20 protein-coding genes and 1 pseudogene are annotated in these 22,456 nt (G+C 66.7%); 9 read left to right on the top strand and 12 right to left on the bottom strand.

The features are described from left to right. Nucleotides 1–106 precede the first annotated feature (106 nt). On the bottom strand, nt 107–1,048 hold the full coding sequence (locus OSB52_RS18695) for a GlxA family transcriptional regulator (protein WP_235721959.1): 942 nt from the start codon (nt 1,046–1,048) through the stop codon (nt 107–109). A gap of 108 nt (nt 1,049–1,156) precedes the next feature. On the opposite strand from OSB52_RS18695, the gene OSB52_RS18700 reads away from it, so the two are divergent. Further along, nucleotides 1,157–1,468, top strand: a complete 312-nt coding sequence (locus OSB52_RS18700; protein WP_003941073.1) for a putative quinol monooxygenase — start codon at nt 1,157–1,159, stop codon at nt 1,466–1,468. 476 nt (nt 1,469–1,944) lie between these two features. Next, nucleotides 1,945–3,274, top strand: a pseudogene (locus OSB52_RS18705) (ISL3-like element ISPfr2 family transposase). 68 nt (nt 3,275–3,342) lie between these two features. On the opposite strand, the gene OSB52_RS18710 reads toward OSB52_RS18705, so the two are convergent. From OSB52_RS18710 to OSB52_RS18720, 3 genes are all read right to left on the bottom strand, one after another. Continuing rightward, on the bottom strand, nt 3,343–4,410 hold the full coding sequence (locus OSB52_RS18710; RefSeq protein WP_266063061.1) for a GGDEF domain-containing protein: 1,068 nt from the start codon (nt 4,408–4,410) through the stop codon (nt 3,343–3,345). Nucleotides 4,411–4,678: 268 nt separating this feature from the next. Further along, nucleotides 4,679–6,364 carry an acyl-CoA dehydrogenase family protein gene (locus OSB52_RS18715; RefSeq protein WP_266063062.1) on the bottom strand — a complete coding sequence of 562 codons (1,686 nt, stop codon included), beginning with the start codon at nt 6,362–6,364 and terminating at the stop codon, nt 4,679–4,681. A gap of 276 nt (nt 6,365–6,640) precedes the next feature. Next, on the bottom strand, nt 6,641–7,261 hold the full coding sequence (locus OSB52_RS18720) for a TetR/AcrR family transcriptional regulator C-terminal domain-containing protein (RefSeq protein WP_235721963.1): 621 nt from the start codon (nt 7,259–7,261) through the stop codon (nt 6,641–6,643). Nucleotides 7,262–7,367: 106 nt separating this feature from the next. On the opposite strand from OSB52_RS18720, the gene OSB52_RS18725 reads away from it, so the two are divergent. Both OSB52_RS18725 and OSB52_RS18730 read left to right on the top strand, forming a co-directional pair. Then, nucleotides 7,368–7,595, top strand: a complete 228-nt coding sequence (locus tag OSB52_RS18725; RefSeq protein WP_235721964.1) for a FitA-like ribbon-helix-helix domain-containing protein — start codon at nt 7,368–7,370, stop codon at nt 7,593–7,595. Between the two features lie 8 nt (nt 7,596–7,603). After that, nucleotides 7,604–8,011, top strand: coding sequence for a type II toxin-antitoxin system VapC family toxin (locus OSB52_RS18730; RefSeq protein ID WP_266063063.1), 408 nt, complete (start codon nt 7,604–7,606; stop codon nt 8,009–8,011). Nucleotides 8,012–8,086: 75 nt separating this feature from the next. Here the strand turns inward: OSB52_RS18730 and OSB52_RS18735 are convergent, their stop codons facing one another. Beyond that, on the bottom strand, nt 8,087–8,710 hold the full coding sequence (locus tag OSB52_RS18735; RefSeq protein WP_266063064.1) for a TetR-like C-terminal domain-containing protein: 624 nt from the start codon (nt 8,708–8,710) through the stop codon (nt 8,087–8,089). Between the two features lie 51 nt (nt 8,711–8,761). On the opposite strand from OSB52_RS18735, the gene OSB52_RS18740 reads away from it, so the two are divergent. Genes OSB52_RS18740 through OSB52_RS18755 form a run of 4 tightly spaced genes read left to right on the top strand, consistent with a single transcriptional unit; the run spans nt 8,762 to nt 14,701 of the window. Further along, complete coding sequence (locus tag OSB52_RS18740; RefSeq protein WP_372512451.1) at nt 8,762–9,877, top strand: Rv3169 family protein; 1,116 nt, start codon at nt 8,762–8,764, stop codon at nt 9,875–9,877. 7 nt (nt 9,878–9,884) lie between these two features. Further along, nucleotides 9,885–10,862 carry a TIGR03617 family F420-dependent LLM class oxidoreductase gene (locus OSB52_RS18745; RefSeq protein ID WP_266063066.1) on the top strand — a complete coding sequence of 326 codons (978 nt, stop codon included), beginning with the start codon at nt 9,885–9,887 and terminating at the stop codon, nt 10,860–10,862. A 2-nt stretch (nt 10,863–10,864) separates the two neighbouring features. Beyond that, nucleotides 10,865–13,246, top strand: a complete 2,382-nt coding sequence (locus OSB52_RS18750) for a PEP/pyruvate-binding domain-containing protein (protein ID WP_266063067.1) — start codon at nt 10,865–10,867, stop codon at nt 13,244–13,246. Between the two features lie 60 nt (nt 13,247–13,306). Further along, nucleotides 13,307–14,701, top strand: coding sequence for an MFS transporter (locus OSB52_RS18755; protein ID WP_266063068.1), 1,395 nt, complete (start codon nt 13,307–13,309; stop codon nt 14,699–14,701). An 85-nt stretch (nt 14,702–14,786) separates the two neighbouring features. Here the strand turns inward: OSB52_RS18755 and OSB52_RS18760 are convergent, their stop codons facing one another. From OSB52_RS18760 to OSB52_RS18770, 3 genes are all read right to left on the bottom strand, one after another. Beyond that, a complete protein-coding gene (locus OSB52_RS18760) occupies nt 14,787–15,644 on the bottom strand; it encodes an LLM class F420-dependent oxidoreductase (protein ID WP_266063069.1) in 858 nt (285 codons plus the stop codon). A gap of 21 nt (nt 15,645–15,665) precedes the next feature. After that, the gene (locus tag OSB52_RS18765) at nt 15,666–16,685 is read right to left on the bottom strand and encodes an aldo/keto reductase (RefSeq protein ID WP_266063070.1); all 1,020 of its coding nucleotides are present in this window, start codon (nt 16,683–16,685) and stop codon (nt 15,666–15,668) included. Nucleotides 16,686–16,790: 105 nt separating this feature from the next. Continuing rightward, nucleotides 16,791–17,840: an alcohol dehydrogenase catalytic domain-containing protein gene (locus OSB52_RS18770; protein ID WP_266063071.1), complete on the bottom strand. Its 1,050-nt coding sequence runs from the start codon at nt 17,838–17,840 to the stop codon at nt 16,791–16,793. A gap of 102 nt (nt 17,841–17,942) precedes the next feature. On the opposite strand from OSB52_RS18770, the gene OSB52_RS18775 reads away from it, so the two are divergent. Next, a complete protein-coding gene (locus tag OSB52_RS18775; protein WP_266063072.1) occupies nt 17,943–18,836 on the top strand; it encodes an MmyB family transcriptional regulator in 894 nt (297 codons plus the stop codon). A 2-nt stretch (nt 18,837–18,838) separates the two neighbouring features. Here OSB52_RS18775 and OSB52_RS18780 read toward each other — a convergent pair whose 3' ends face one another. The 4 genes from OSB52_RS18780 to OSB52_RS18795 all read right to left on the bottom strand — a co-directional run bounded on the left by OSB52_RS18780 (nt 18,839) and on the right by OSB52_RS18795 (nt 22,327). Further along, nucleotides 18,839–19,288, bottom strand: coding sequence for an ester cyclase (locus OSB52_RS18780; protein WP_235724358.1), 450 nt, complete (start codon nt 19,286–19,288; stop codon nt 18,839–18,841). Between the two features lie 28 nt (nt 19,289–19,316). Beyond that, nucleotides 19,317–20,093, bottom strand: a complete 777-nt coding sequence (locus tag OSB52_RS18785) for a maleylpyruvate isomerase family mycothiol-dependent enzyme (RefSeq protein ID WP_235724357.1) — start codon at nt 20,091–20,093, stop codon at nt 19,317–19,319. Next, the gene (locus tag OSB52_RS18790; protein WP_266063073.1) at nt 20,090–20,677 is read right to left on the bottom strand and encodes a TetR/AcrR family transcriptional regulator; all 588 of its coding nucleotides are present in this window, start codon (nt 20,675–20,677) and stop codon (nt 20,090–20,092) included. The genes OSB52_RS18785 and OSB52_RS18790 overlap by 4 nt, the downstream gene beginning before the upstream one ends. A gap of 168 nt (nt 20,678–20,845) precedes the next feature. Then, a complete protein-coding gene (locus OSB52_RS18795; protein WP_266063074.1) occupies nt 20,846–22,327 on the bottom strand; it encodes a phospholipase D-like domain-containing protein in 1,482 nt (493 codons plus the stop codon). Nucleotides 22,328–22,456 lie beyond the last annotated feature (129 nt).

The following is a 22,456-nucleotide window of genomic DNA, read 5'->3' on the forward strand; positions in this document are numbered from 1 at the left end:
GCGTGTCGAGTGGGTCGTCCAGGGGCGACGCAGGAGCGTCGACGCGACGTGCTGAGAGGTGGTTCCAGTCGAGCACTAGGACACCGGCTACAGGCATGGCGATAGGTCAGGAACGGCGTCGCTCCCTACGCAGGAGGGAGCGCAGAGTCTCGGCGTTCGCGTAGCCGACCCGTAGCGCGATCTCGGCGGAGGTGAGGTCCGTGGTTGCTGAGAGGTGCCGAGCTCGTTCGATGCGAAGCCGTTGGACGAAGCCGAGCGGAGTGAGGTTGAGCGCCGCACGGACTCGTCGTTCGAGGGTGCGCCGGCTGGTGCCGAGCGACTGCGCGACGAAGGCGACGTTGAACGGTTCGTCCAGGCGGGCGCGCACGAAGCGTTCGAACTCGACGACGATCGGGTCCTCGTGCCGGAGCTGTTCGTAGGCGACGAAGGCCGCCTGCGACGGACGCTCGTCGATGATGAGGAGCTTGGCGACATGTTGGGCCAGGTCGGGGCTGATCGATCGCACGAGTGAGAGCGCGAGGTCGATGTGGGCGAACGCGGCGCCGGCGGTGACGAGGTTCCCGTCGACCACGACCATGGTGTCGAGATCGAGGGCGACGGTCGGATAGCGCTTCAGGAACTCCGGCCCCAGGAACCAGCTGGTCGTCGCCCGCCGATGATGCATCCGTCCGGTCTCGGCGACAGCGAACACGCCGGTGCACGCCGCGGCGATCCGGGTGGTCGCGTCGTCGAGGCGCCCGAGCGAGGCGATGACCGAACGAGCATCTCGGCTCTGGAGGGCGTCGTTGGTAGCGGCGGCCGTGAGGGTTCCAAGCGCAGGGACGACGACCACGTCGAACTCTGCGGACTCCGACAGCGGGTGGTCCACCGACAGGGTCATCGATGCCGTCGTGGTCACTCTCCGTTTCGGTCCGAGGATGGCGAGTTCGATCGGGTCGATCCGCGGGTCGACATCGCCGCGGGCTCCGTCGGCCACCCGCACGATGTCGATGACCGACGCGACAGCCGAACCGAAGCAGCCGTCGATCGCGATCAGTCCGATACGCATGGCGCAAACAATAGCAATACTGCCGTATACGCCACTTCTCACATGCCCTTGCTCGTCATACGCTGAACTCGCTTCACCAAGAAACCTCGACACTTAGGAGAACCCCTCATGTCCACACCCGCATCACTTCCGTATGCCTTCGTCGCCAAGATCGTCGCGGCCGATGGACAGCACGACGCGCTCGCCGATCTGCTCGCCGGCGCTGTCGCGCTCGCCAACGAAGAAGTAGGAACGATTGTCTGGTTCGCGGTCAGGACCCACGCCGACACCTTCTGGATCTTCGATGCATTCCCCGACGAGGCCGCTCGCGACGCCCACGCCAACGGCGCCATCGTCGCAGCCCTGATGGCCAACCAGCACCTCCTCGGCGCAGCACCCGAGATCCTGGCGGCCGACGTCCTCGCGTCCAAGCTCCCGTAGTCCGCCAACGCACGAGACGACCGCGCCCCGCCGAGCCGTCGCCAGGTCGCGACGCAACGCAACGCCACGCTGCGTTGCCGAGCGGTGCGAGGCCTATCGGCACACGGACAGGATGCCGGCCGCGAGCGCTCAGCCGGCGAGGGGTCCGTCGCAGAGGAGAGCGACGTCGGTGTCGGGCAGAGCCGTGAGGCCAGCGCATCGCGCGACCACCAGAACCGAACCGCCCCTGCCCTGCGTTTCCGCAGGTCAGGGGCTGTTCGCCGGATCCGCCTGTCGGAATCGAACCGACGACCTAATCACGTCGGCTTTGCGTCTATCGCTTGATGCGCCCACCGGGCGAACGAGCCGCTGACCTGCGCAAACGCCGAGCGTGGGGGACGCCGCCATCCGGTGGTGACCGACGACGACCGACCAGTACCGACCGTTTCACCGGAGCTTGCGGCGGCGTCGAAGCCATCCATCCGAAAGACCTCGACGTGTCCGACGCTACCCCGCCGGCCGGCTTCGGCCGCCCTGACCTGACCGCCTTCGCTCGACTCGACGGCCTCGGTCTGAGCGTGACCGGACAACGACTTGAACCGGATCGTGCGGTCCTCGCGTGCCGCGTGGTGGAACCAGATCAGTGGTGCCGACGGTGCGGCAGCGAAGGCGCTGCTCGTGACGCCGTGATCCGGCGGTTGGCCCACGAGCCGCTGGGCTGGCGACCGACCGTGCTGGAAGTTGTAGTGCGCCGCTACCGCTGTGCCGACTGCGGACACGTGTGGCGCCAAGACACCAGCGCCGCGGCGGAGCCACGCGCGAAGCTCTCGCGCACCGGGCTGCGGTGGGCGCTGGAAGGGATCGTGGTCGCACACCTCACCGTCGCCCGTGTCGCCGAGGGACTCGGGGTCGCGTGGGACACCGCCAACAACGCGGTCCTGGCTGAAGGCAAGCGCCTGCTGATCAACGACCCCACGCGGTTTGAGGGCGTGAAGGTCATTGGCGTCGATGAGCACGTCTGGCGCCACACCAGGCGTGGCGACAAGTACGTCAGTCACCGTGATCATCGACCTCACCCCGGTCCGCGATGGCGCCGGCCCAGCAAGGCTGCTGGACATGGTCGAGGGCCGGTCGAAGGCGGCGTTCAAGACCTGGCTCGCCGACCGCGACGACGCCTTCCGTGACGCGGTCGAGGTGGTCGCGATGGACGGCTTCACCGGGTTCAAGACCGCCGCTGCAGAGGAGATCCCGGACGCGGTCACGGTGATGGATCCCTTCCACGTCGTGCGCCCGGCCGGTGACGCCCTCCACAGGTGCCGGCGCCGGGTCCAACTCGCGATCCACGGGCACCGTGGGTTCAGGGACGACCCGCTCTACAAGTCGCGGCGCACGCTGCACACCGGCGCGGACCTGCTCACCGACAAGCAGAGCGACAGGCTATGCGCGCTGTTCGTTGATGACGCTCACGTCGAGGTCGAGGCGACCTGGGGTGTCTACCAGCGCATGATCGCCGCCTATCGCCACGAGGACCGGCAACGTGGCCGCGAGCTCATGGAGAAGCTGATCACCGACCTCAGCGCCGGCGTCCCCAAGGTGCTCACCGAGCTCACCACCCTGGGCCGGACCCTGAAGAAGCGAGCCGCTGACGTGCTCGCCTACTTCGAACGACCCGGCACCAGCACCGGGCCGACCGAGGCGCTCAACGGACGGCTCGAACACCTGCGCGGCTCCGCACTCGGGTTCCGCAACCTGACCAACTACATCGCCCGAAGCCTGCTCGAGACCGGCGGCTTCAGACCCCAACTCCTACACCCCCGATTGGGATGAGCCGGTTTGGCCCGGATGGGCTGCCCTTCGTGACGATCCGCCGCTAGCGCTCCGGACGTCCTCGGGCGTCACGAAGGGTCGCCGCACACCACTCGGTATGTGTCCCGCCCAGCGTTCTTCGCCTCGAATAGCGCGCGGTCGGCAGTCTTCAGTGCCAGGTCCACGAGCGCGCCGTCGGTGGCCGGGCGGAGTTTGCTCTCATAGACGACCGCGCCGACGCTCACGGTGATGCGAGGCTCGCAGGGCAGGCCGATCTGGGCGGCCCGGATGCGATTGGCCAGTCCGATGGCCGAAACGCGATCCAGGGAGCCGGCGATCGCGAACTCGTCGCCGCCGAGGCGCCCGACCACCCCTGACTTCCCAACGGCATCCACGAGCACCGCGGCCAACCGTTCGAGGACGGCGTCACCCACGGCATGCCCGTGCCGATCGTTGATCGCCTTGTAGTTGTCGATGTCCACCACGAGGATTGTGAAGGGCCGCGTCGTCTGTCGGGTCGCGGTCTTCGCTATGTAGCGGAACCCGCGCCGATTGAGCACACCGGTCAGCGGGTCGGTGTTGGCCGACTCGATCTGAAGGCGAAGCGCACGTTTCGACTCTGCGCTGTAGATGGCGATCAGGCCCACGGTGCCATTGGCCGCGAGCAACGACACCATGATCCCGTAGAGCGCGGTCGATCCGGGCAGCGTGTCGTCGAGTAGCGCTCTCGCGCCGATGGTGACGATCACCGCGGTCGAGAAGACGACATGACAGACCATCGCCTGGATGCGGAGAAAATGTGCGACGTACCCGCCGATGACCGCGAACAGCGCCGTGCCCTGCAGTGCCATCACCGGATTCTGGAATGTCGCCAGCGCCGCGGTCAGTCCGAGGTCGGCGTAGAGGACGAAGGCGGTGTTGGCGCCTCGCATAGGCATCGTCTCCGACAACCAAATGGTTCGCAGATCGATGCGCGCGACGATGATCGCGACCGGCACCGTGGTGGCGCTGATGGCGATGAGCGCGCCCATCCGAACCGGGCTCCCCGCCGCACCATCCGGCGACGTCACCGCCAGGACACCCAACAGGCCGATGGCCAGCGTCAGGCCCGCTATTCCATATCGGGGTAGCCGTTCGGAGATCTCGATCTGATCCATGACATATCGAGGATCCTCGTACGCTTTGGTCCGCGCGGCGTGGGTCGCCTCCCCAAGATTCCCCACGCCTGCAGACCGATTCTCATCGACAAACACCGTTCGCGTCCCGCCCCTGTGCACTGCTGACAACGAACGCGGCTCCGTCAGACCCCCATGAAAGGGACACGTTCTTCAAGTTGCGATTGTAGAACGTACATCGCTGGCGCGGGTGGTGAGGGGTTGGCGCCGCGTTACTGCGCGACAGTCGAGTCCACGACGGCCACCGCGCTCAGTGTCGTTCCAGGATCGCCGCGAGATCCGCGCCGTCGGGCAGCGCGCCGTACTCGAACGCGCGGTTGCCGCCCAGCCGCGCGGCGATGAACGCATCGGACACCTCGGCCGGGGAGAACCGCACCAGCAGGGAGGCTTCCAGCGCCAAGGCCATGGATTCAACAACTCCGCGGGCGCGTCGTTGCGCCGTTGCCGCGTCGGCGCGAACCAGTTCACCCAGCTGATCACGCAGCCGTTCGAGGTGCAGGTCCAGGGTGCGGTTGGCTCCCAGTGCGATGTTGATCTCGGCGTCGAACGCCGCGATCGACGCCGGCTCGCGGGTCATGGCCCGCAGCACGTCGAGTGCGATGACATTCCCGGAGCCTTCCCAGACGGCCATGACCGGTTGCTCGCGGTAGCGCATGGCCAGGGGGAAGGCCTCGGTGTAGCCGTTGCCGCCGAGACACTCCAGCGCCTCGTAAGAGTGGTGTGGTCCGCGCTTGCAGATCCAGTACTTGGCGACTGCGGTGGCGAGACGTCGGAACGCCTTCTCCTGGTCGGTGGCGTCCTCGTCATGGGCGCGAGCCAGGCGCATGGCGGTGATGGTGGCGGCTTCCGATTCCAGGGCGAGGTCGGCGAGCACGGCGGTCATCGCCGGCTGATCGGCCAGCGTCGCGCCGAAGGCGGCCCGGTGGCGAGCGTGCCACACCGCCTCGGCCACAGACTGTCGCATTCCGGCGGCACTACCGAGGACGCAGTCCAGACGGGTCTGCGCAACCATCTCGATGATGGTGCGCACGCCACGGCCCGGTTCGCCGACCATCACCGCGACGGTGCCGTCGAGTTCGATCTCCGACGACGCGTTCGACTTGTTGCCGAGCTTGTCTTTCAGTCGCTGGATGCGGAAGACGTTGCGGGTGCCGTCGGGCAGAACGCGGGGCAGCAGGAAGCACGAGAGTCCCTCGCCGCCGGGGCCTTGCGCCTGCGCGAGGACCAGGAACGCATCCGACATCGGTGCCGAGCAGAACCATTTGTGTCCGGTGAGCAGATAGTCGGCGCCCGGCCCGCCACGGCCGACCGGTGTGGCAACCGTCGTGTTCGCGCGCACATCGGAGCCACCCTGCTTCTCCGTCATCGACATGCCGAAGATTGCCGATTCCTTGGTGGCCGACAGATCGGGGGAGTAGCTGCGTGACAGTGCTTTCGGCACCCAGTGCGCGGCGACGTCGGGCTGCAGCTCCAGTGACGGAATCACCGCGTGGGTCATCGACACCGGACAGGCGTGACCGGGTTCGATCTGCCCGAACAACATGAAACCCGCGGCACGGGCGACGTGTGAGCCGGGCTGCGGGTCGGCCCAGCAGCGTGTGTGCGAGCCGTGGGCCACCGACGCCTCGATGATCCGGTGGTAGGCGGGGTGGTACTCGACCTCGTCGATCCGGTTGCCCCAGCGGTCGTGGGTGTGCAGCACCGGGGTGATGGTGTTGGCCAGGTGCGCGTCGTGCTGAAACTGCGCACTGCCCACGTGCGCGCCGATCTCCCGGAGCTCATCTTCCGCCCAGCCCGCATCGTGGCGTCGGATCGCTTCGACAAGAACGGTATTCATGTCGAACTCGTTGATATCGACACGCGGGGCGGACTGGTTGAGGACGGTGTGCGTGAGATGCGGTTGCGGGTGGGTGGTGGTCTCGGTGGAGTGTGTCATGGGTTGTCCTTTCGAAGCGGCGCAACTGGTCTCGATACGCCGTCTCGCCTAGGGGCTCGACGGCTACTCGACCAGCGACGGGGGAGGCGTATGCTCGTTTGTTCCGACTGCTGTTCTTTTCGCTGGTCGGTCTCGATGCAGGCCTTCGTAAGCTCGGTCGCGACGGAGTAAGTGACCCCCCGCTGGTCGACCTCGATACGGGCCCTCGCAAGCTCGGTCCCTACTCGATCCAAGGAGTAGGTCGCGAACGGAGTGAGTGACCGTATCGAGACCACGTCATATGGCATGCGCCAACACCCGATCCGGGATCTGCAGGTTGGTGAACACGATCGCGACCGCGTCCTCGAGCCGATCCCCGAGGTGATCGCCGGCGGCCGCCTGCTGGATGACGAGCCCGAAGATGGCCGACCAGAACGCTTTTGCCTCCACGTCGATCGGTGCCCGCAGCTCCCACCCTGTCCGCACCAGAGTTCGCATCAACGCTTCGGCGCCGCGCTCGTGCAACACCTGCAACGTGTCCGCGATCTGCGGTCGAAGGTCGGAACGGCGCGACGCCATCGACATTGCGGTCGTGAACAACTCGACATTGCGGGCCTGCCCGCCGAGTAATGTCGAGATGAGGGCGTGGGTGTACTCGCCGACGGTCGTGGCCGTGCCGGCGGCTTCCTCTGCGGCGCGACCGGCGCGTAGTACCGCGGTGCACGCGACTTCGGTGAACAACTGCTCTTTGGAGCCGAAGTAGTACGTGACCTGGTTCGGATAGGCGTCAGCTCGGTGGCAGATCTGGGCGACCGACGCCGTCTCGCCCTGCTCAGTGAATACCTCGGCCGCCGCGCGCAGCAGGGAGTCGCGGGTGGCCTTGCCGGCTTCGCGACTACCGCGACGTGACGTGGTCATGTGATGAGGGTCGCACATTCTTGTTTGTATGACAAACAAGAATGTGAGGGTGTCGTCCAAGCGCACACCTTCGATATCATGTTCCTGATATCGGAGGTGGCAAAAAATGGAACAGATCCTCATCCGCAATTTACCCGCGGGGACCAAGGCCGCCCTGCGGGCGCGTGCCGAGCAGCATCGCAGGTCGGTAGAGGCGGAGGCTCGCGAGATCCTCGCCGAAGCGCTTGAGCGGGAGCCGGTCACGCTCGTCGACCTGCTGAGTTCCGATGAGGGTGCGGACATCGATTTCGAGCCCGAACGCCTCGGTCTGACTGTCCGATCTGCCGAGTTGTGAAGTACGTCTTGGATACCAACGTGGTATCCGCGCTGAGGGTCCGGGGACGCAACCGACAGGTCGAGATCTGGGCGGCGTCCGTATCGGTGACCGACCAGTTCGTGACGGCGATGACCATGGCAGAACTCGAGTGTGGCGTGGTCACCAAGGAGCGATCCGACCCAGCGCAGGGAGAAGTATTGCGCCGTTGGTTCGAGGAACGGGTCCTGCCTGCATTCGCCGACCGTGTGTTGCCGTTCGATCTGCCCGCAGCACGGGTCTTGGCGACCTATCGGGTGCCCGAGCATGCTCCGTTCGAAGATGCTGTCATCGCTGCTATCGCCCATGCCACCCAGATGGCCGTGGCGACACGCAATACCAAGCATTTCGAGCCGCTCGGCGTCCGATGCGTCAACCCGTGGGAACCGAAGGTCTGAGGTGAAACTCAGAACCCGAGCCCACAGATCAAGTCGTTGAACGTGACGCGGCGATGCTGAGATCCGACCTGTTCCTCACCGTTTCACCCCCGCCGGCCACCGCTCGGTGATCATCTCCGTCATCGCGTCGACCCACTCCTCGTCGAGTGCGGCGTCGCGGCGGATGAGGATGCGGAAGATCGCGGTGCCTGCCACCACTTCGGCGAGCATGGGGAGGTGGTCGTCGGCGCGGCGTTCCTGGCCGAAGTGCGTTTCGAATGCGCCGAGGTTGCCGGCCAGCCGGGTGATCATCATGGTGTGGACCTGGGGGTCGGCGACGGTGTCGGCGATCAGGCCGGGTAGCGCCATGCGCACCTCGGGCCGGTCGAACATCGTGCGGACGGTGTCGACCACAGATCGGATGTCGGCGTGGATGTCGCCGGAGCTGAGAGGGGTCGGGATCGAGTCGGTGGGCAGGACCGCCTCGTGCACGAGTTGGGCTTTGCCGGCCCAGCGTCGGTAGATGGCGGCGGTGGTGGTTCCGGCTCGTGCGGCGATCGCCGACAGTGACAGGGCCGAATAGCCCGACTCGAGCAGCAACTCCCGTGTCGCCGTGACGATCGCCGCGTCGATGCGGCTGTCGCGGGGACGGCCCGGTGGGGATGACGCGGGCGCGCTTGTCTCAGACCCCTTGCCTCGGCTGACGCTTTCTGCTGTCATGAGTTCCACCTTAGTTCCAATACAGTGTGCATCGTATTTGAGGGAGTGTCGGTGAAGCTGAGCCCGCTCGACGAGTATCCGATCCATCAGACGCCGACTCCGGTCTCCTGGCCGGCCACGTCCGATCGAAATTTCTACGACCGCTCGTATTTCAACGTGCTCGACCGTGGCGGGCGGTTCATGGCGCTCACCGGCATCGGCTACTACCCGCGGCTCGGTGTCAAGGACGCCTATTTCGTCGTCCGGCACGGCGATACGCAGACCGCGGTGCATCTGAGCGACGCCATCGACGACGATCGGCTGAATCAACACGTCAACGGCTACCGCCTCGACGTCATCGAACCCCTACAGCAGATACATCTGACGATGGACGAGACGGAGGGTATCGCCGCGGACCTCACGTGGCGCGGTTTGTTCTCCGCTGCGCTCGAGCGTCCACACGACATGCTGACCGACCGTCGAGTGACCCTGCAGGCGTGCCGGTTTGCCCAACTCGGTGGCTGGGAGGGGTGGATCGACGTCGACGGTGAACGGCTGATCGTCGAGCACGATGCCAGCGTGGCCAGCCGCGACCGTTCGTGGGGGATCCGTCCGGTCGGCGAGGCCGAACCGGGTGGACGTCCCGACACATCCTTCCGCGGGATGTGGTGGTTGTACCTGCCTTTGGCGTTCGACGACTATCAATTGTTCCTGATCCTGCAGGAGGACCCGGACGGTCATCGCAGCCTCTACGACTGCACCCGACGATGGCGTGACGGCCGAGTCGAACAGCTCGACGGGGTACGCGTCTCCGTCCACTACACGTCGGGCACTCGGATTCCCTACGGTGCGCACGTCGAGTTCCAGAACCGCGACGGTGATCGGTTTCAGCTCGACATCGAATCGAAGCTGTTCGCACCCATCGCTTTCGGTGCGGGGTACGGTGGTGACGCGACCTGGGCGCACGGCACCTGGAAAGGCGAGTCCTTCGTCGAACGCGTCAGCTTCGACCTGACCGATCCCGAGGTGATGGCCAAGGCTCCGTTCAGCCTCATCGACCACGTCGCCGAAGCAGTGTGCACCGAACCCGACGGTCGGAAGTGTCATGGTGCGGGACTATTCGAACACGGTGTCCTCGGGCCACATCATCCGTCGGGCTTCACCGACTGGACCGACGGAGCGAAGTAGGCAGCCGATGAAGGTCATGACAGCCCTGTTCGGGCCCACCGACGCCGTCGACCGCGCACGAGCTCTGCAGGAGGCCGGCGCGTCAGGCGTCTTCACTTTCGAAGGCCCGCACGACGTGTTCACCCCGCTGGTGCTGGCGTCTGGGGTGCGCGGTCTCGATGTGATGTCCAACGTCGCGATCGGACTGCCCCGCAACCCGATCCAACTCGCTCACCAGGCCAACGACCTGCAACTACTGAGTGAGGGTCGGTTCGTCCTGGGCCTGGGCACCCAGGTGCGCGCCCAGATCGAGAAGCGCTACGGCACCGAGTTCGACCACCCGGTGGCGCGGATGAAGGACATGGTGGGAGCGCTGCGCGCAATCTTCGTCACGTGGCAGAACGATGAACGACTCGACTACCGCGGCGAGTATCACCGGCACACCCTGATGACCCCGACCTTTGTGCCCGGGCCGAACCCGTACGGTCCGCCACCGATCTATCTCGGGGCGCTGGGCCCGCGGATGACCCGGATGACTGCCGAGGTGGCCGACGGCTTACTCGTGATGCCGTTCGGCACCAAGCGATTCCTCCACGAGGTGACGATGCCGGCCGTCCGCGCCGGCCTGTCCGCCGCCGGACGCGCGGACGACGATTTCGAGGTGGTGCCGGAGATCATCGTCTCGGTCGGAGACGACCATACCTCGACTCGAATGCTGTTGGCCTTCTACGGTTCTACCCCCGCCTACCGGCCAGTCCTGGACGCCCACGGCTGGGGCGAACTGCAGCCGGAACTTAACGCGATGTCCAAGCAGGGACGCTGGCAGGACATGGCCACGTTGATCGACGACGACATACTGCACACCATCGCAGCCTGCGGCACCCCGACCCAGATCGCCACGCACATCCGCGACCGCGCCGATGGGGTATCCGATCGGATCTGCCTCTATCAACCGGGGCCGATCGACCCCGATGCGTTGGCCGAGATCGTCGACGCGTTGACCTGACCATGTCGCCGATCACGATTGAACTCGCAGACGTCGCCGACGTCCGCTACGGCGGAAAGGCCGCCGGACTCGCCGAACTCGGCCGCGTCGGACTACCGGTGCCGCCGGGGTTCGTCATTGCCGAGGTCACTGCTCAAGCCTCCGCAGATACCGCTGTGCAACGGTTCTCGCAGATGGTTGCGGCTGGTCAGGTCCCGGTGGCGGTGCGCTCGTCCGCGGTCGGCGAGGACGGCGTCGAGCAGTCCTTCGCCGGGCAGTATGACACCGTGCTGGGCGTCGATTCGGTCGACGACTTCGTCGCGGCGGTCCAACAGTGTGCCGCCTCCGTGCATTCGCGGCGGGCCACCGCGTACCGCGCCGATCAGGACGCCACTATGAATGTGGTTGTCCAACAGATGGTCGACGCGCGCGCAGCCGGTGTCGTATTCACCGCGGACCCGACCACCGGACGTCGTGATTTGGTGGTGATCGACGCCGTCGGGGGTCTGGGTGAGTCATTGGTCGACGGCTCGGCATCACCCGACCACACCATCCTCGACGATACTGGTACACCGATAGTGCACGAACTCGCTGGGGCGCAACCGGTTCTGTCATCCACCGAGATCGCCGACATCCGCACCGGCGCACTGCGTGCCGCACACCACTGGGGTGAGCCGATGGACCTCGAATGGGCGATCGACCACGACGGACGGTTGTGGTGGCTGCAGGCCCGGCCCATCACCACCCTGCCCGGCGATCTCGGCGAGATGGACTCGCCGGTTGCCGGAGCCGATCACGTCTACACGCGCTGCAACATCGGCGAGATGATGCCCGGCGCATTCTGCCCGCTCACCGCGGCGGTGTCCGGGTACGCCATCGACCGTGCGATGCAGCAGATCCAAGTGGTCGCGCGAGCCCAGCCCGGCTACGAACGGCCGTGGCTGCAGGTCGGCTACTTCTCGGGGCACATGTTTCTCAACCTCACCGAGGGCACGGCCCTGAGCTCGGGCATCCTCGGCAATTCCCTCGAACAGTTCTCCACGTCGATCTGTGGGCGGGTGATCGACGAGTTGAAACCGAAACCGCCGCAACCATTCCGCCGAAAGCTCGGCAACACCATTCGACTCAGCGCCCATGCCCTGTCCGTCGGGCCGGCGGTCCGGCACCTGGGTGCCCAGATCGCTGAGTTCGAGATACCAACTGGCAACGATCCGCGAAGCATCCTGCAACAGTTGGAGTCCGGCGTCGAGCGCTACTGCGATGTCACGCTGACCCATGTGCGCTCCTCGTCGCGGGCCGCAGTGGCCGCCAACATCCTGGAGAGCGTGCTGATCCGGCGGGCGCTACAACAGGGGCAGACCGAGGAGGACGGGCGGACCGAGGCCGCGCAGCTGATGGCCGGCGCCAGCGATGTCGAGAGCGCGCTCATGCTCGGCGAACTCGATGCGGTGGTCCGGTTGATTGCCGCCGACCCCATGGCGGCGGACGCGTTCCTCTCGGTCACGCCCGAGCGTGCCGTCACCGCTGTGCGCGCCGGCGACGATGAGGCCGCATCGGCGTTGCGTCACTTCCTGAGTCGTCACGGACACCGCGGCTACCGCGAGTTGTGCATGCGCGACCCGTCCTGGGCGGAGGACCCCGCCGGACTGGGGACGATGATGCAGGCCATGCTGCGTGCCACGCACGATCGCGCAGAGCGCGCCCCGACCCGAGTGCAGGTCGACGCGCCCACATCCGCAACGATCCGACTGCTCGCCAGATGGGCGAAGGCCGGTGCCCGCGGACGTGAGGAGACGAAGTCGAGGATGGCGCTGATGGCCCACTCGCTCAAACTCGGCTATCGGCACCTCGGTGAGGTCCTCGCCGCGGCAGGGCGATTGCCCGACGCCGACCTCGTCTTCTTCTTCGACCGCGCCGAACTGCACCGCATCGTCGGCGTCGAGAACATCGACGGCCTCGTCACACGCGCGCAGCAGCGTCGCGCGGCCCTGGCCTACCAGGACGCGCTGGACTTCGACGACGTGTCGATCGGGCGGCCCACCGCGCGCATCGCGCCACCGCCACGGCTGGTGGGTGACGATGCGATTGTCGGCCGCCCCGCCGGGCGCGGGGTGGCCGAGGGGGTGGTGCGTGTCGCGAAGACCATCGCGCAGGCACGCGACGTCCAGCGCGGCGAGATCCTGGTTGCTCCGGTCACCGACGTCGGATGGACGCCGTACTTCACCGTCATCGCCGCTCTCGTCACCGACATCGGCAGTTCGGTCTCCCACGGAGCTGTGGTGGCCCGCGAATACGGGCTGCCCTGCGTCGTCAACACCCTCATCGCCACCCAGGTACTCGTCACCGGCGACCGGGTGCGGGTGGACGGGGACCGCGGGGTGGTCACCCGTCTCGAGAAGGTCTGAGGGCCGGAGGTCGCAGCCTCCACCCGGTGCCGACCGCCGCCCACTCGATAGGGTGACCGAATGGCCGGAACCTCGACACGACTGCTTCCCGGCCTCGTCTACGCAGCACTGACCACCGCTGTGGTCAGTTCGCTCGGCATGCTGCTGGTGCCCAGCGTCGCCGAAGAATACGACGTCGCCGTCGGCACCGCGCAGTGGATGCTCACCATCAACCTGCTGGTCGGCGCGGTGACCACGCCCGTGATGGGACGGCTCAGCGACGGCCCGCACAAGAAACGTCTGCTGATCTGGGCGCTCGCGGTGATCCTGCTCGGATCGGTGATGGCCGCGGCCGCGCCGACGTTCGCGGTGTTCCTGGCCGGCCGCGCACTGCAGGGACTGTCGTACGGCATTGTGCCCGTCACGATCGCGCTCGCGCGCCGCTATCTCTCCGACGACCTGGTGCGGCCGGGGATCTCGGCGTTGTCGGTGACGGTGGCCACCGGGCTGGGCGTCGGCTACCCGCTGACCGGTGTGCTCGCGTCGGGGTTCGGGTTCCGCATGGCGTTCGTCGCCGCCGCGATCTTCCTCGTCACCGCGATGGTGACGGTCTGGGCGGTGGTGCCGTCCGGCCCCGACGAACGTGCTCCCCGGCAACGGTTCGACGTGCCCGGAGCGGTACTCCTCGGCGCAGGCCTGTCCGCGGTGTTGCTCGCCGTCAGTGAAGGTCCCGATTGGGGGTGGCTGAGTGTGCGGACCATCGGGGCGTTCGCCGTCGGTGTCGCGGTGCTCGTCGGCTGGGGAGTGGTGGAACTGCGCACTCCGCATCCGATGATCAACCTGCGCATCTTCCGGCACACCGACGTGATCCTCGCCAACGGCACCGCGATCGGACTCGGTGCGGCCCTCTACATCGGGTTGTCCATCGCCAGTCTCATCGCGCAGGCACCCACCGACACCGGCTACGGGATCGCGCTGCCGCTGCTGTGGGCGGGCTTTGTGATGCTGCCGCTGTCGGTGGGGAGTTTCGGCGCGAATCGGGTGGTCCGACTGCTCGCTGCGCGCGTCGGCCTACCCACCCTGCTGCGGGTGGGTACCGCGACCATGGCCGTCGCGGCGTTTCTGATGTTGTTCGCGCACGACGCGTTGTGGGAGATCCTGATCGGGATGTTCCTGTTCGGCGTCGGCCTCGGTACCGCGTACGCCGCGATGCCCGCGTTGATCGCGCGCACCGTCGTCACCGAGGAGCTCGGCAGCGCGGTCAGCTTCAACCAGGTGTTGCGCACCGTCGGTGGTGCCGGCGGTAGCGCATTGTCGGGGGCGGTGCTGGCCGCGCATCCCGGGCTGGGCACCTTCCCGGACAACAGCGGCATCGTGCTCGCGCTGGCGTTGAGCGCCATCGGATGTTTGACGGTGTTCGGCGCTTTGGTGGTGCACTTCGTGGTGCGGCGGGTGGGAATCGAGGGCACGCTGTAGGCATTGACGACACGCTGGCCCGGGTGATCCGGGAAGCGGATGCGCCGGGAACAGCTGTCGGCGCATCCGCCTGTCGGACGTGGGGTCAATCCAACCGCGGCATTGCCTCGGCGAACAGTTCGATGATGCGTGCCGGCTCGGTGATACCGGTGGCGAACACATAGGACGACGTGAACCCCAAGGCTGCCATCGCGTTTGCGGTGGTGACGATGTCGTCGACCGTGCTGCTGGGGCTGATGGGGAAGATGGTGGTCTTGTCGATCTCATCGTAGTCGCGGCCGACGTCATCGCAGTGACCGCGCAGTACGTCGAGCTTGTGGGACGCGTCGGGTCCGGCAAAGATGTTGCAGGCGTCGGCATATTGAGCAACCAGGCGCAAGGTTTTCTTCTCGCCCGAGCCCCCGATCATGAGGTAGGGTCGGGGACTGCTCAGCGACTGCGGCGAATTGAGGGTGCGGCCGAGCTGGTAGTGCTTGCCGGCGAAGGCGTCCTCCGACTCCGACCACATCTGATCGCAGATGCGAATGGTCTCCTCGAGTCGTTCGAAACGTTCTGCCGTCGGTGGGAAGGCGAAACCCAGGCCTTCGGACTCCTCGTCATTCCAGGCCGCGCCGATGCCGAGACCGACACGGCCGCCCGACAGCACGTTCAAGGTCGTGACCGCTTTGGCCAACAGAGCGGGCTCGCGGTAGGTGACTCCGGTGACCAGGGTGTGCAGCAAGGCGTGTTGGGTGTGAGCAGCGATGAAACCGAGCGCGGAATAGGCCTCGAGCATTTCGGTGTCGACTGGTCCGACGGGGCGGATCTGCCAGAAGTGGTCCATGACGCTGATTCGCCGGACGCCGATGTCTTCGGCGTCTCGGACGTGCTTGGTCAGCGCGGGGCCGAGTTCGGCCGGGCCGCCGGACCAGGTGAAGTCGGCGATGTGCAGGGCCAGTTCCATAGCGATTCTCCTTGTGCGGATTCAGTTTCGTCGGCGGGCGATCGGTGTCAACTCGTGTGTCCCGTAGCTGTTGTCCTCGGGGTTGAGTGTCACCCCGGGCGCGACAAGTTCGTCGATGCGGTCGAGGACGTCCGCGGACAGGGTGATGTCGGCGGCGGGCAGATACGACTCCAGCTGTTGCATCGTGCGCGGCCCGACGATCGCGGCGGTGACGCCCGGATGGTTGATGACAAACGCGATCGCCAAGTCGATCAACGTCATGCCGGACTGCTCGGCGAGCACGGCAAGGTCTTCTACGACATCGAGTTTGCGCTGATTCGCGGGGGTTGACATGTCGAATCGCGCACTGGGTCGAGCACTCGACGTCGGTGACGATGCGGAGTCCTTGCGCCACCGACCCGACAGCCATCCGCCCGACAGTGGGCTGTAGGTGAGCGTGCCCATCCCGTGTCGCTGCACGGCCGGCAGCACGTCCTCCTCGATGCCGCGAACCAGGATCGAGTACGGGGGCTGTTCGGTCACGAACCGCGCGAGGCGATTATCCTTCGCCGCCCATTGGGCCTCCACGATCTGAGAGCCGGAGAACGACGACGACCCGATGTAGCGCACCTTGCCGTGGCGGACCAGATCGGTGAGCGCGCCGAGTGTCTCCTCGATATCGGTGTCGGGGCTGGGACGATGCACCTGGTAGAGGTCGATGTGATCGGTGTCGAGGCGGCGCAGCGAGTCCTCGACCGCGCGCATGATCCAGCGGCGCGACCCACCGCGGTGATTCGGGTCGTCGCCCATCGGCATGAAGAACTTCGTCGCGAGGAACACGTCGTCGCGTCGGTCGCCCAGCGCTTTCCCGACGATCTCCTCGGACCGGCCGGCGGAATAGACGTCGGCCGTGTCGACGAAGTTGATTCCCGCATCGAGTGCCGCGTGGATGATGCGGATCGAATCCTGTTCGTCGTCATTTCCCCAGGGCCCGAACATCATCGCACCCAGGCATAGTGGGCTGACCTGGACTCCGGTGCGGCCGAGTGGGCGGTACTGCATGTGGGCGGTCCTTTCGTTGGTGGAACCGGGGCCCCGGGACCTCGGTGGGGGCGGTGCTGTCGCCACCAGGGGCTGCGGGACCGGCAGGTGGCCGGTCGCCGTCGATCACGGGCGTACAGCGACCTTCAAGGCCTCGCGGGAATCCATCGCGGTGTACGCCTTGGGTGTCTCGGCCAACGACATCGTCCGGTCGAATACCTTGCCCGGCGCCACGGTACCGTCGAGCACCGCGGGCAGTAGCTGTTCGATATAGGCGCGTACCGGCGCGGGACCGCCGGTGAGGGTCACGTTGGGACCGAAGAGGCTGGCGAAGCCGACGGGCGCCTCGTCGTACTGCGGAACGCCGACCCGGCTGATCACGCCGCCGGGCCGGACCGCGCCGATCGCCTGGTCATAGGCCGGCCGATGTCCGACCGCTTCCAGCACGATCTGGCTGCCCAGGCCGCCGGTGAGGTCGCGGATCTGCTCGATGCCCTCGTCGCCGCGCTCGGCGACCACATCGGTGGCGCCGAACTCCCGGCCCAGATCGGTTCGGGCCCGGTGTCGGCCCATCAGGATGATCTGTTCGGCGCCGAGTTGGCGAGCCGACAATACGGCCAGCAGGCCGACGGCGCCGTCACCGATCACGGTGACCGTGCTCCCGGCAGTGACCCCGCCGCGCACGGCCGCATGCCAGCCGGTGCCGTACACATCCGAGAGGGTGAGCAGCGACGCCAACAGTGCGTCGTCGGCGTTCGCGTCCACGGGAGCTTTCACCAGCGTGCCGTCGGCGAGGGGCACCCGAACGGCCTCGGCCTGGGCGCCGGCGGTGCCGAGCTGGGGGTCGCTCCAGAAACCGCCGCGCACGCACGAAGTCTGTAGACCGGCACGGCAGTATTCGCACGTCCCACACGAGACGGCGAACGGGGAGATGACGAAGTCGCCCACACTCAGCGTGGTCACGGCGGACCCGACGGCCTCGACCACCCCGATGAACTCATGGCCCATGGGCGAGCCGTCGGGGGTGGCCGGCATCGAGTGATACGGGTGCAGATCGCTGCCACACACGCAGGCACGGGTCACCCGGACCAGCGCATCGGACGGTTGCTCGATGATCGGGTCGGGGACATCGATGACGCGGACATCGCCGGCGGCGTACATAAAGGTGGCTTTCATGACGTCCATCAGACCGCGTCTGCGCGGGCGTGGGGAGTCACGGTTGTTCCGGGTATTGCCAGTACCTCCCTGGTACATGGCATCGTGCCTACCCTGGGGCCCATGGACAGCACCGACCTGCGCACCCAGATCCGCGAGTTCCTCAGCTCGCGGCGCGCACGGATCACCCCCGATCAGGCGGGGTTGCCGGCCTACGGTGGCAACCGCCGGGTCAAGGGGCTGCGTCGCGAGGAGGTGGCGCTGCTCGCCGGTGTGTCCGTCGATTACTACGTCCGGATGGAGCGCGGCAATCTGGCCGGCGCATCGGAGAGTGTGCTCGCCGCGCTGGCCGGCGCGCTCCAACTCGACGAAGCCGAGCAGGATCACCTGTTCGCCCTGGCGCGCCAGTCGCAGGCGGGCGCGGGTGCGCGTCGGACCCGCCCGCCGGCTACCGCCGTGCGTCCGGTTATCCAGCAGGTTCTGGACGCCATCTCGGACGCACCTGCCTGGGTGCGCAACGGGCGGCACGACATCGTTGCAATGAATCAGCTTGCGCGGGCGTTGTATTCGCCGGTTCTCGCCCATACTCGGCGGCCTGCCAACACGACCAGATTCATCTACCTGCATCCCGATGAGTCCCAGGAGTTCTTTGTCGACTACGACCAGGTCGCCCGAGATGCGGCTGCCATGCTGCGCCTCGAGGCCGGTCGAAACCCGAATGACAAGGCGTTGATCCAGCTGGTCGGGCAATTGTCCACGCGTAGTGAGCTGTTTCGTCAGCGCTGGGCATCGCAGGATGTGCGATTCCACCGCAGTGGGCGCAAACGGCTCCGGCACCCGGCCGTCGGGCAACTCGACCTCGACTTCGAGGGGATGGAATTGCCCTCCGAGCCCGGGCTGCATCTCAACATCTACACCGCGGCGGCCGGCACGCCGACCGCCGATGGTCTCAAGCTTCTCGCATCCTGGGCGGCGAGTCAGGAGGCGATCGATACCGAGGACCACACGATCGGCTGAGGTCAGGCATCTCCCTGGAGTTGTTGCGCCATTCCCATCACGTCCATGATGATGCGACTCTCGCACATCTTGCCGTCATGGAATCGATCGAATGTCCAGGCTTCGACCGTCACCGAACGGCCCGTTGCTCCGATGCCGAGGAAATCTTCGCGGTGGGTGCCGGTCCACGTCGACCAGGCGGCCACGCGGTCCCCCTCGGCCACCATCTCGTGGACCGTCCACGTCAGGTCGGGGAAAGCGCGGAACATCTGAGCCAGGAAGTCACGCAACCCGTCGCGTCCTGGACCCTGCCCGGGCGGCGGGTTCTGCTCGACGAAGTCGTCTGCGACGATGTCGCCGATCGACCCCAGATCCTGCCCGTTGATGATCTGGTTGATGAACCGCCGATCGGCGGCCTTGTTGTCTTCGGCCAGAGTGGTTGCGGTGCTGGGTGCTTCGGTTGCGGGTGACATGATCGAACTCCTGGAGGTGGGTAGGTTCTCAGAGCGGAAGTTTGTTGGCGAGTACGCCGTCGCCGTCGGCGCGGCCGGAGAGGATGCGCGCATACTCGATCGCGTCGACACTGATGGTCGCTGCACCGCTGCGGCCCTCGAAACGTCCTCCGGCGGGACCTTGGAGATCGAGGCTGAACGGCTGCTCGTGGAGTTGTGACCACTCGGCGAGAATGTCCTCCACGATCCGCCCGTCGTGGTCGGCGGTGGGCTGCAGCGCAACACCGGTCGCGCGCGAGAGGTCGACGCGATGCATCCACGTGTCGCGGGTGAAGCCGATGCCGAACAGGTAGCCCAATGGTTTCCAGCCGAGGTCGACTCCGAGGGGGGTGCCGATCGGCAACACCGGAAGTGCGCGCACCGGCGCGGGCATCCGAGTCCGGGCGCGCAATGCTGCGGCGGAGTGCTGTTCCCACAGCGCCGGCAGGTCATCGGTTCGCCACTGGGTCCGGGCTCGCAACCGTGCCTCGTTGAGCCCGTCGACCCAGTGGTCGCCACCAATCTCTGCGGTGAGCGGCCGTCCCGACCGAACCTGCCAGAGGAACTCCACCGGGTTGGCCTGTGCCTGGGCTGAGGCGATCAGGTGGACCACGACGTCGCGCACCGTCCAGCCGGTGCAGTCGGTGGGCCTCCCCCAGTCGTCGGGGTCGATGAGTTGGAGCAGATCGAGCAGGCGCGCATTCTCGGCGGCGGTGAGTCGCATCGCCTCGGTATGCTGGATTCGCTTGATTTCCGTTGCGGGCCGAACGCTTTCGGAAGTGTTCATGGTGTCGCTCTCTCTCGGGGGAAGTGGTCGACGACGAGACCGACCATCGTCTCCACATGTCGGGTCCAGCGGGTACCGCCGGGATCGTTGGCGATCTGCTGCGCGCCGATGCCGGCGATGACGGCGGTGTACGCGTCGAGTTGGGCAGGGTCCGTGGCGCCGGCCGCGACGAGCAGGCTCTGGGTACGCCGCACCAGAAGCTCGGCCCGCCGATACGAGGCCTCCGACGGCTCGAATCCGGGAATGGTGCGCTGGAACAGGAGTTGTTGGCGCGGAGGATTTTCGACGACGTAGTCGACGATCGTCTGGGACAGGCGTAGGAGTTGCTCACGTGCCGACCCGGTGGCGGGCAGAGAGTCGATCCGCGCGAGCAGGTGCTCGTAGGCTTCGGCGAACATCACGTCGAACAGGTCAAGCTTCGATGACACATAGCTGTACAGCGAGGGCTGCCGCATTCCGACGCGCCTGGCGACCTCGTGCAGGGTGACCGCGCCCAGACCGCTCTCGTTCGCTACTTCCCACGCGGCGTCCACGATCTGCTGACGTCGGGTTGCGCGCTTGTCCTGGGTGGCGGGGGGGGGCATTCGAACGCTCCTATCGCTGATAGCAATAAAGCAATCATTGATAGGTGCGTCTGGAATGTTAAGGTCTGGTTTTCGGGTGCCTCGGATGACGGCGAGTTGACGACGCAGGCACTCACTCTGGGAGGCCGAGCTCGCCGAACAGGGGTCGGCCGGCTGCGAGACGCTCGCTCAGCGCCGTCCCAGTTTGGAGAGCGGCCGCCCCGCCAGGAACCGGATCGAGCGCGTGAGAATCGGGTTGCCCTTGGCGGTTTCGGGGTCGACGAGATCGTTCTCGGCCAGGGGACTGTCTTCGTCGGCGACGGTGGAGGCGTCGAAACGCATGAGGGTTTTGCCTTTTCCGCGCAGAGCCTCGATGGTCGCAACCAGTGAACCCCGGTCGTCGAGGTCGTTGCGCGCCCGTTCGACGGGCACGTCGAGGTGTTCGGCCAGCAGCCGGTCGCGGACCTCGAGGATGGCGCGGCGATGCTGGTCGGCGAGCGGATCGTCGGCGGTGACCTCGACCGCCAGGTCGCATTCGCTGTCGAGGCCCAGGGAGCGGTTGTTGAGGTTCGACGATCCGACCCGTAGCAGCCTGTCGTCGACGATGAGCACCTTGGCGTGTACGTAGATGTCCGCGCCGGCCGCGGTCACCGGGTGATAGGCGCGAAAGCGGTCGTGTGCGTCGGCCTGCCAGAGTTGATGCAGCAGGCGTCGGCGGGCGCCGTCCATGGCTTTCTGCTCCAACCAGCCCTCCGCGTTGCGAGGCAGCACCACCACGATCTCGGGGCCGTCGGGGTCGCGCAGCCGCTCGGCCATCGCGTCGGCCAGGGTGCGTGAGGCCAGGTACTGACTCTCGATGTACAGGGTGTGTCGCGCGGCGCGGATGGCGGTCAGATACAGCTGCTCGATCTCCCGGACCTCCTCGCGGTCGGGTAGTTCCGGCAGGGTACGGGCGACGCCCACGTCGATCGACCGCATGGTCGGAGTGAGGTCGGTGGGCCATGGATCGGCGTCGATGCCGGTGACCTCGGGCAGTTCCTGGCCCGTCGCGGCCCGCCAGCGGTCCCGGGCCACCGCACCGACGATGCGTGCGGCCTGCCCGTCGACGGCCGTCGTTGCATCGTGCCACGGTCCGTACCGTTTGTGGTTCGGGGTGGTGCGACGCTCGTCGTCGTCGCGGTGTTCGGGGCTGTCCCACCGGTCAACGGTCATGTCGATACCGCCGCAGAACGCGAGTCGGTCGTCGATGACCGCGATCTTCTGGTGGTGGGCGGCATGCAGCGGGTGGTGGGTGTCGATCTCGAGATGAACGTTGGGTTTGGTGAGCAGATTGGTGATGAACACCGGCGCCATCCCGCGGCTGATCGCGGTGAGCGCCCCGACGCTCCATTTCAGGAGATACACCTCAAGACCGGGTCGATGGCCAGGCAACCAGTTCAGGAAGGCGCCGAGTTCGTTGGGGCCCTCGAGGGTGGCGCCTTCCGGCTCGAGCAGGATGCGGGTGTCGAAATCCCAGCCGATCAGCATGATGCGACTCTGCGCGCCCAGCATGGCGGCTTTGGCCAGGCGGAAGTACTCGCCGGCGTCGATGATGCAGGCGAGCCGATCGGCGTGGCCGATGTCGTGGCAGTTGTGGCCCGGCCGCAGCAGCGGATGCTCGGTGTCGGTCATGTCCAGCCTTCCCTGGGCCACCGGCGCGCGGGCTGTTGCGCGTGGTGTCACCCGATCGCCGACGGTACCCGGACGCTGCGGGTGCCCGGCAGTCGCCGCCGACGAGCAGGGTCTGCCCAGTCGCCCCTG

This window comes from Gordonia aquimaris (assembly GCF_026262595.1).
Taxonomy (GTDB): Bacteria; Actinomycetota; Actinomycetes; order Mycobacteriales; family Mycobacteriaceae; genus Gordonia; species Gordonia tangerina.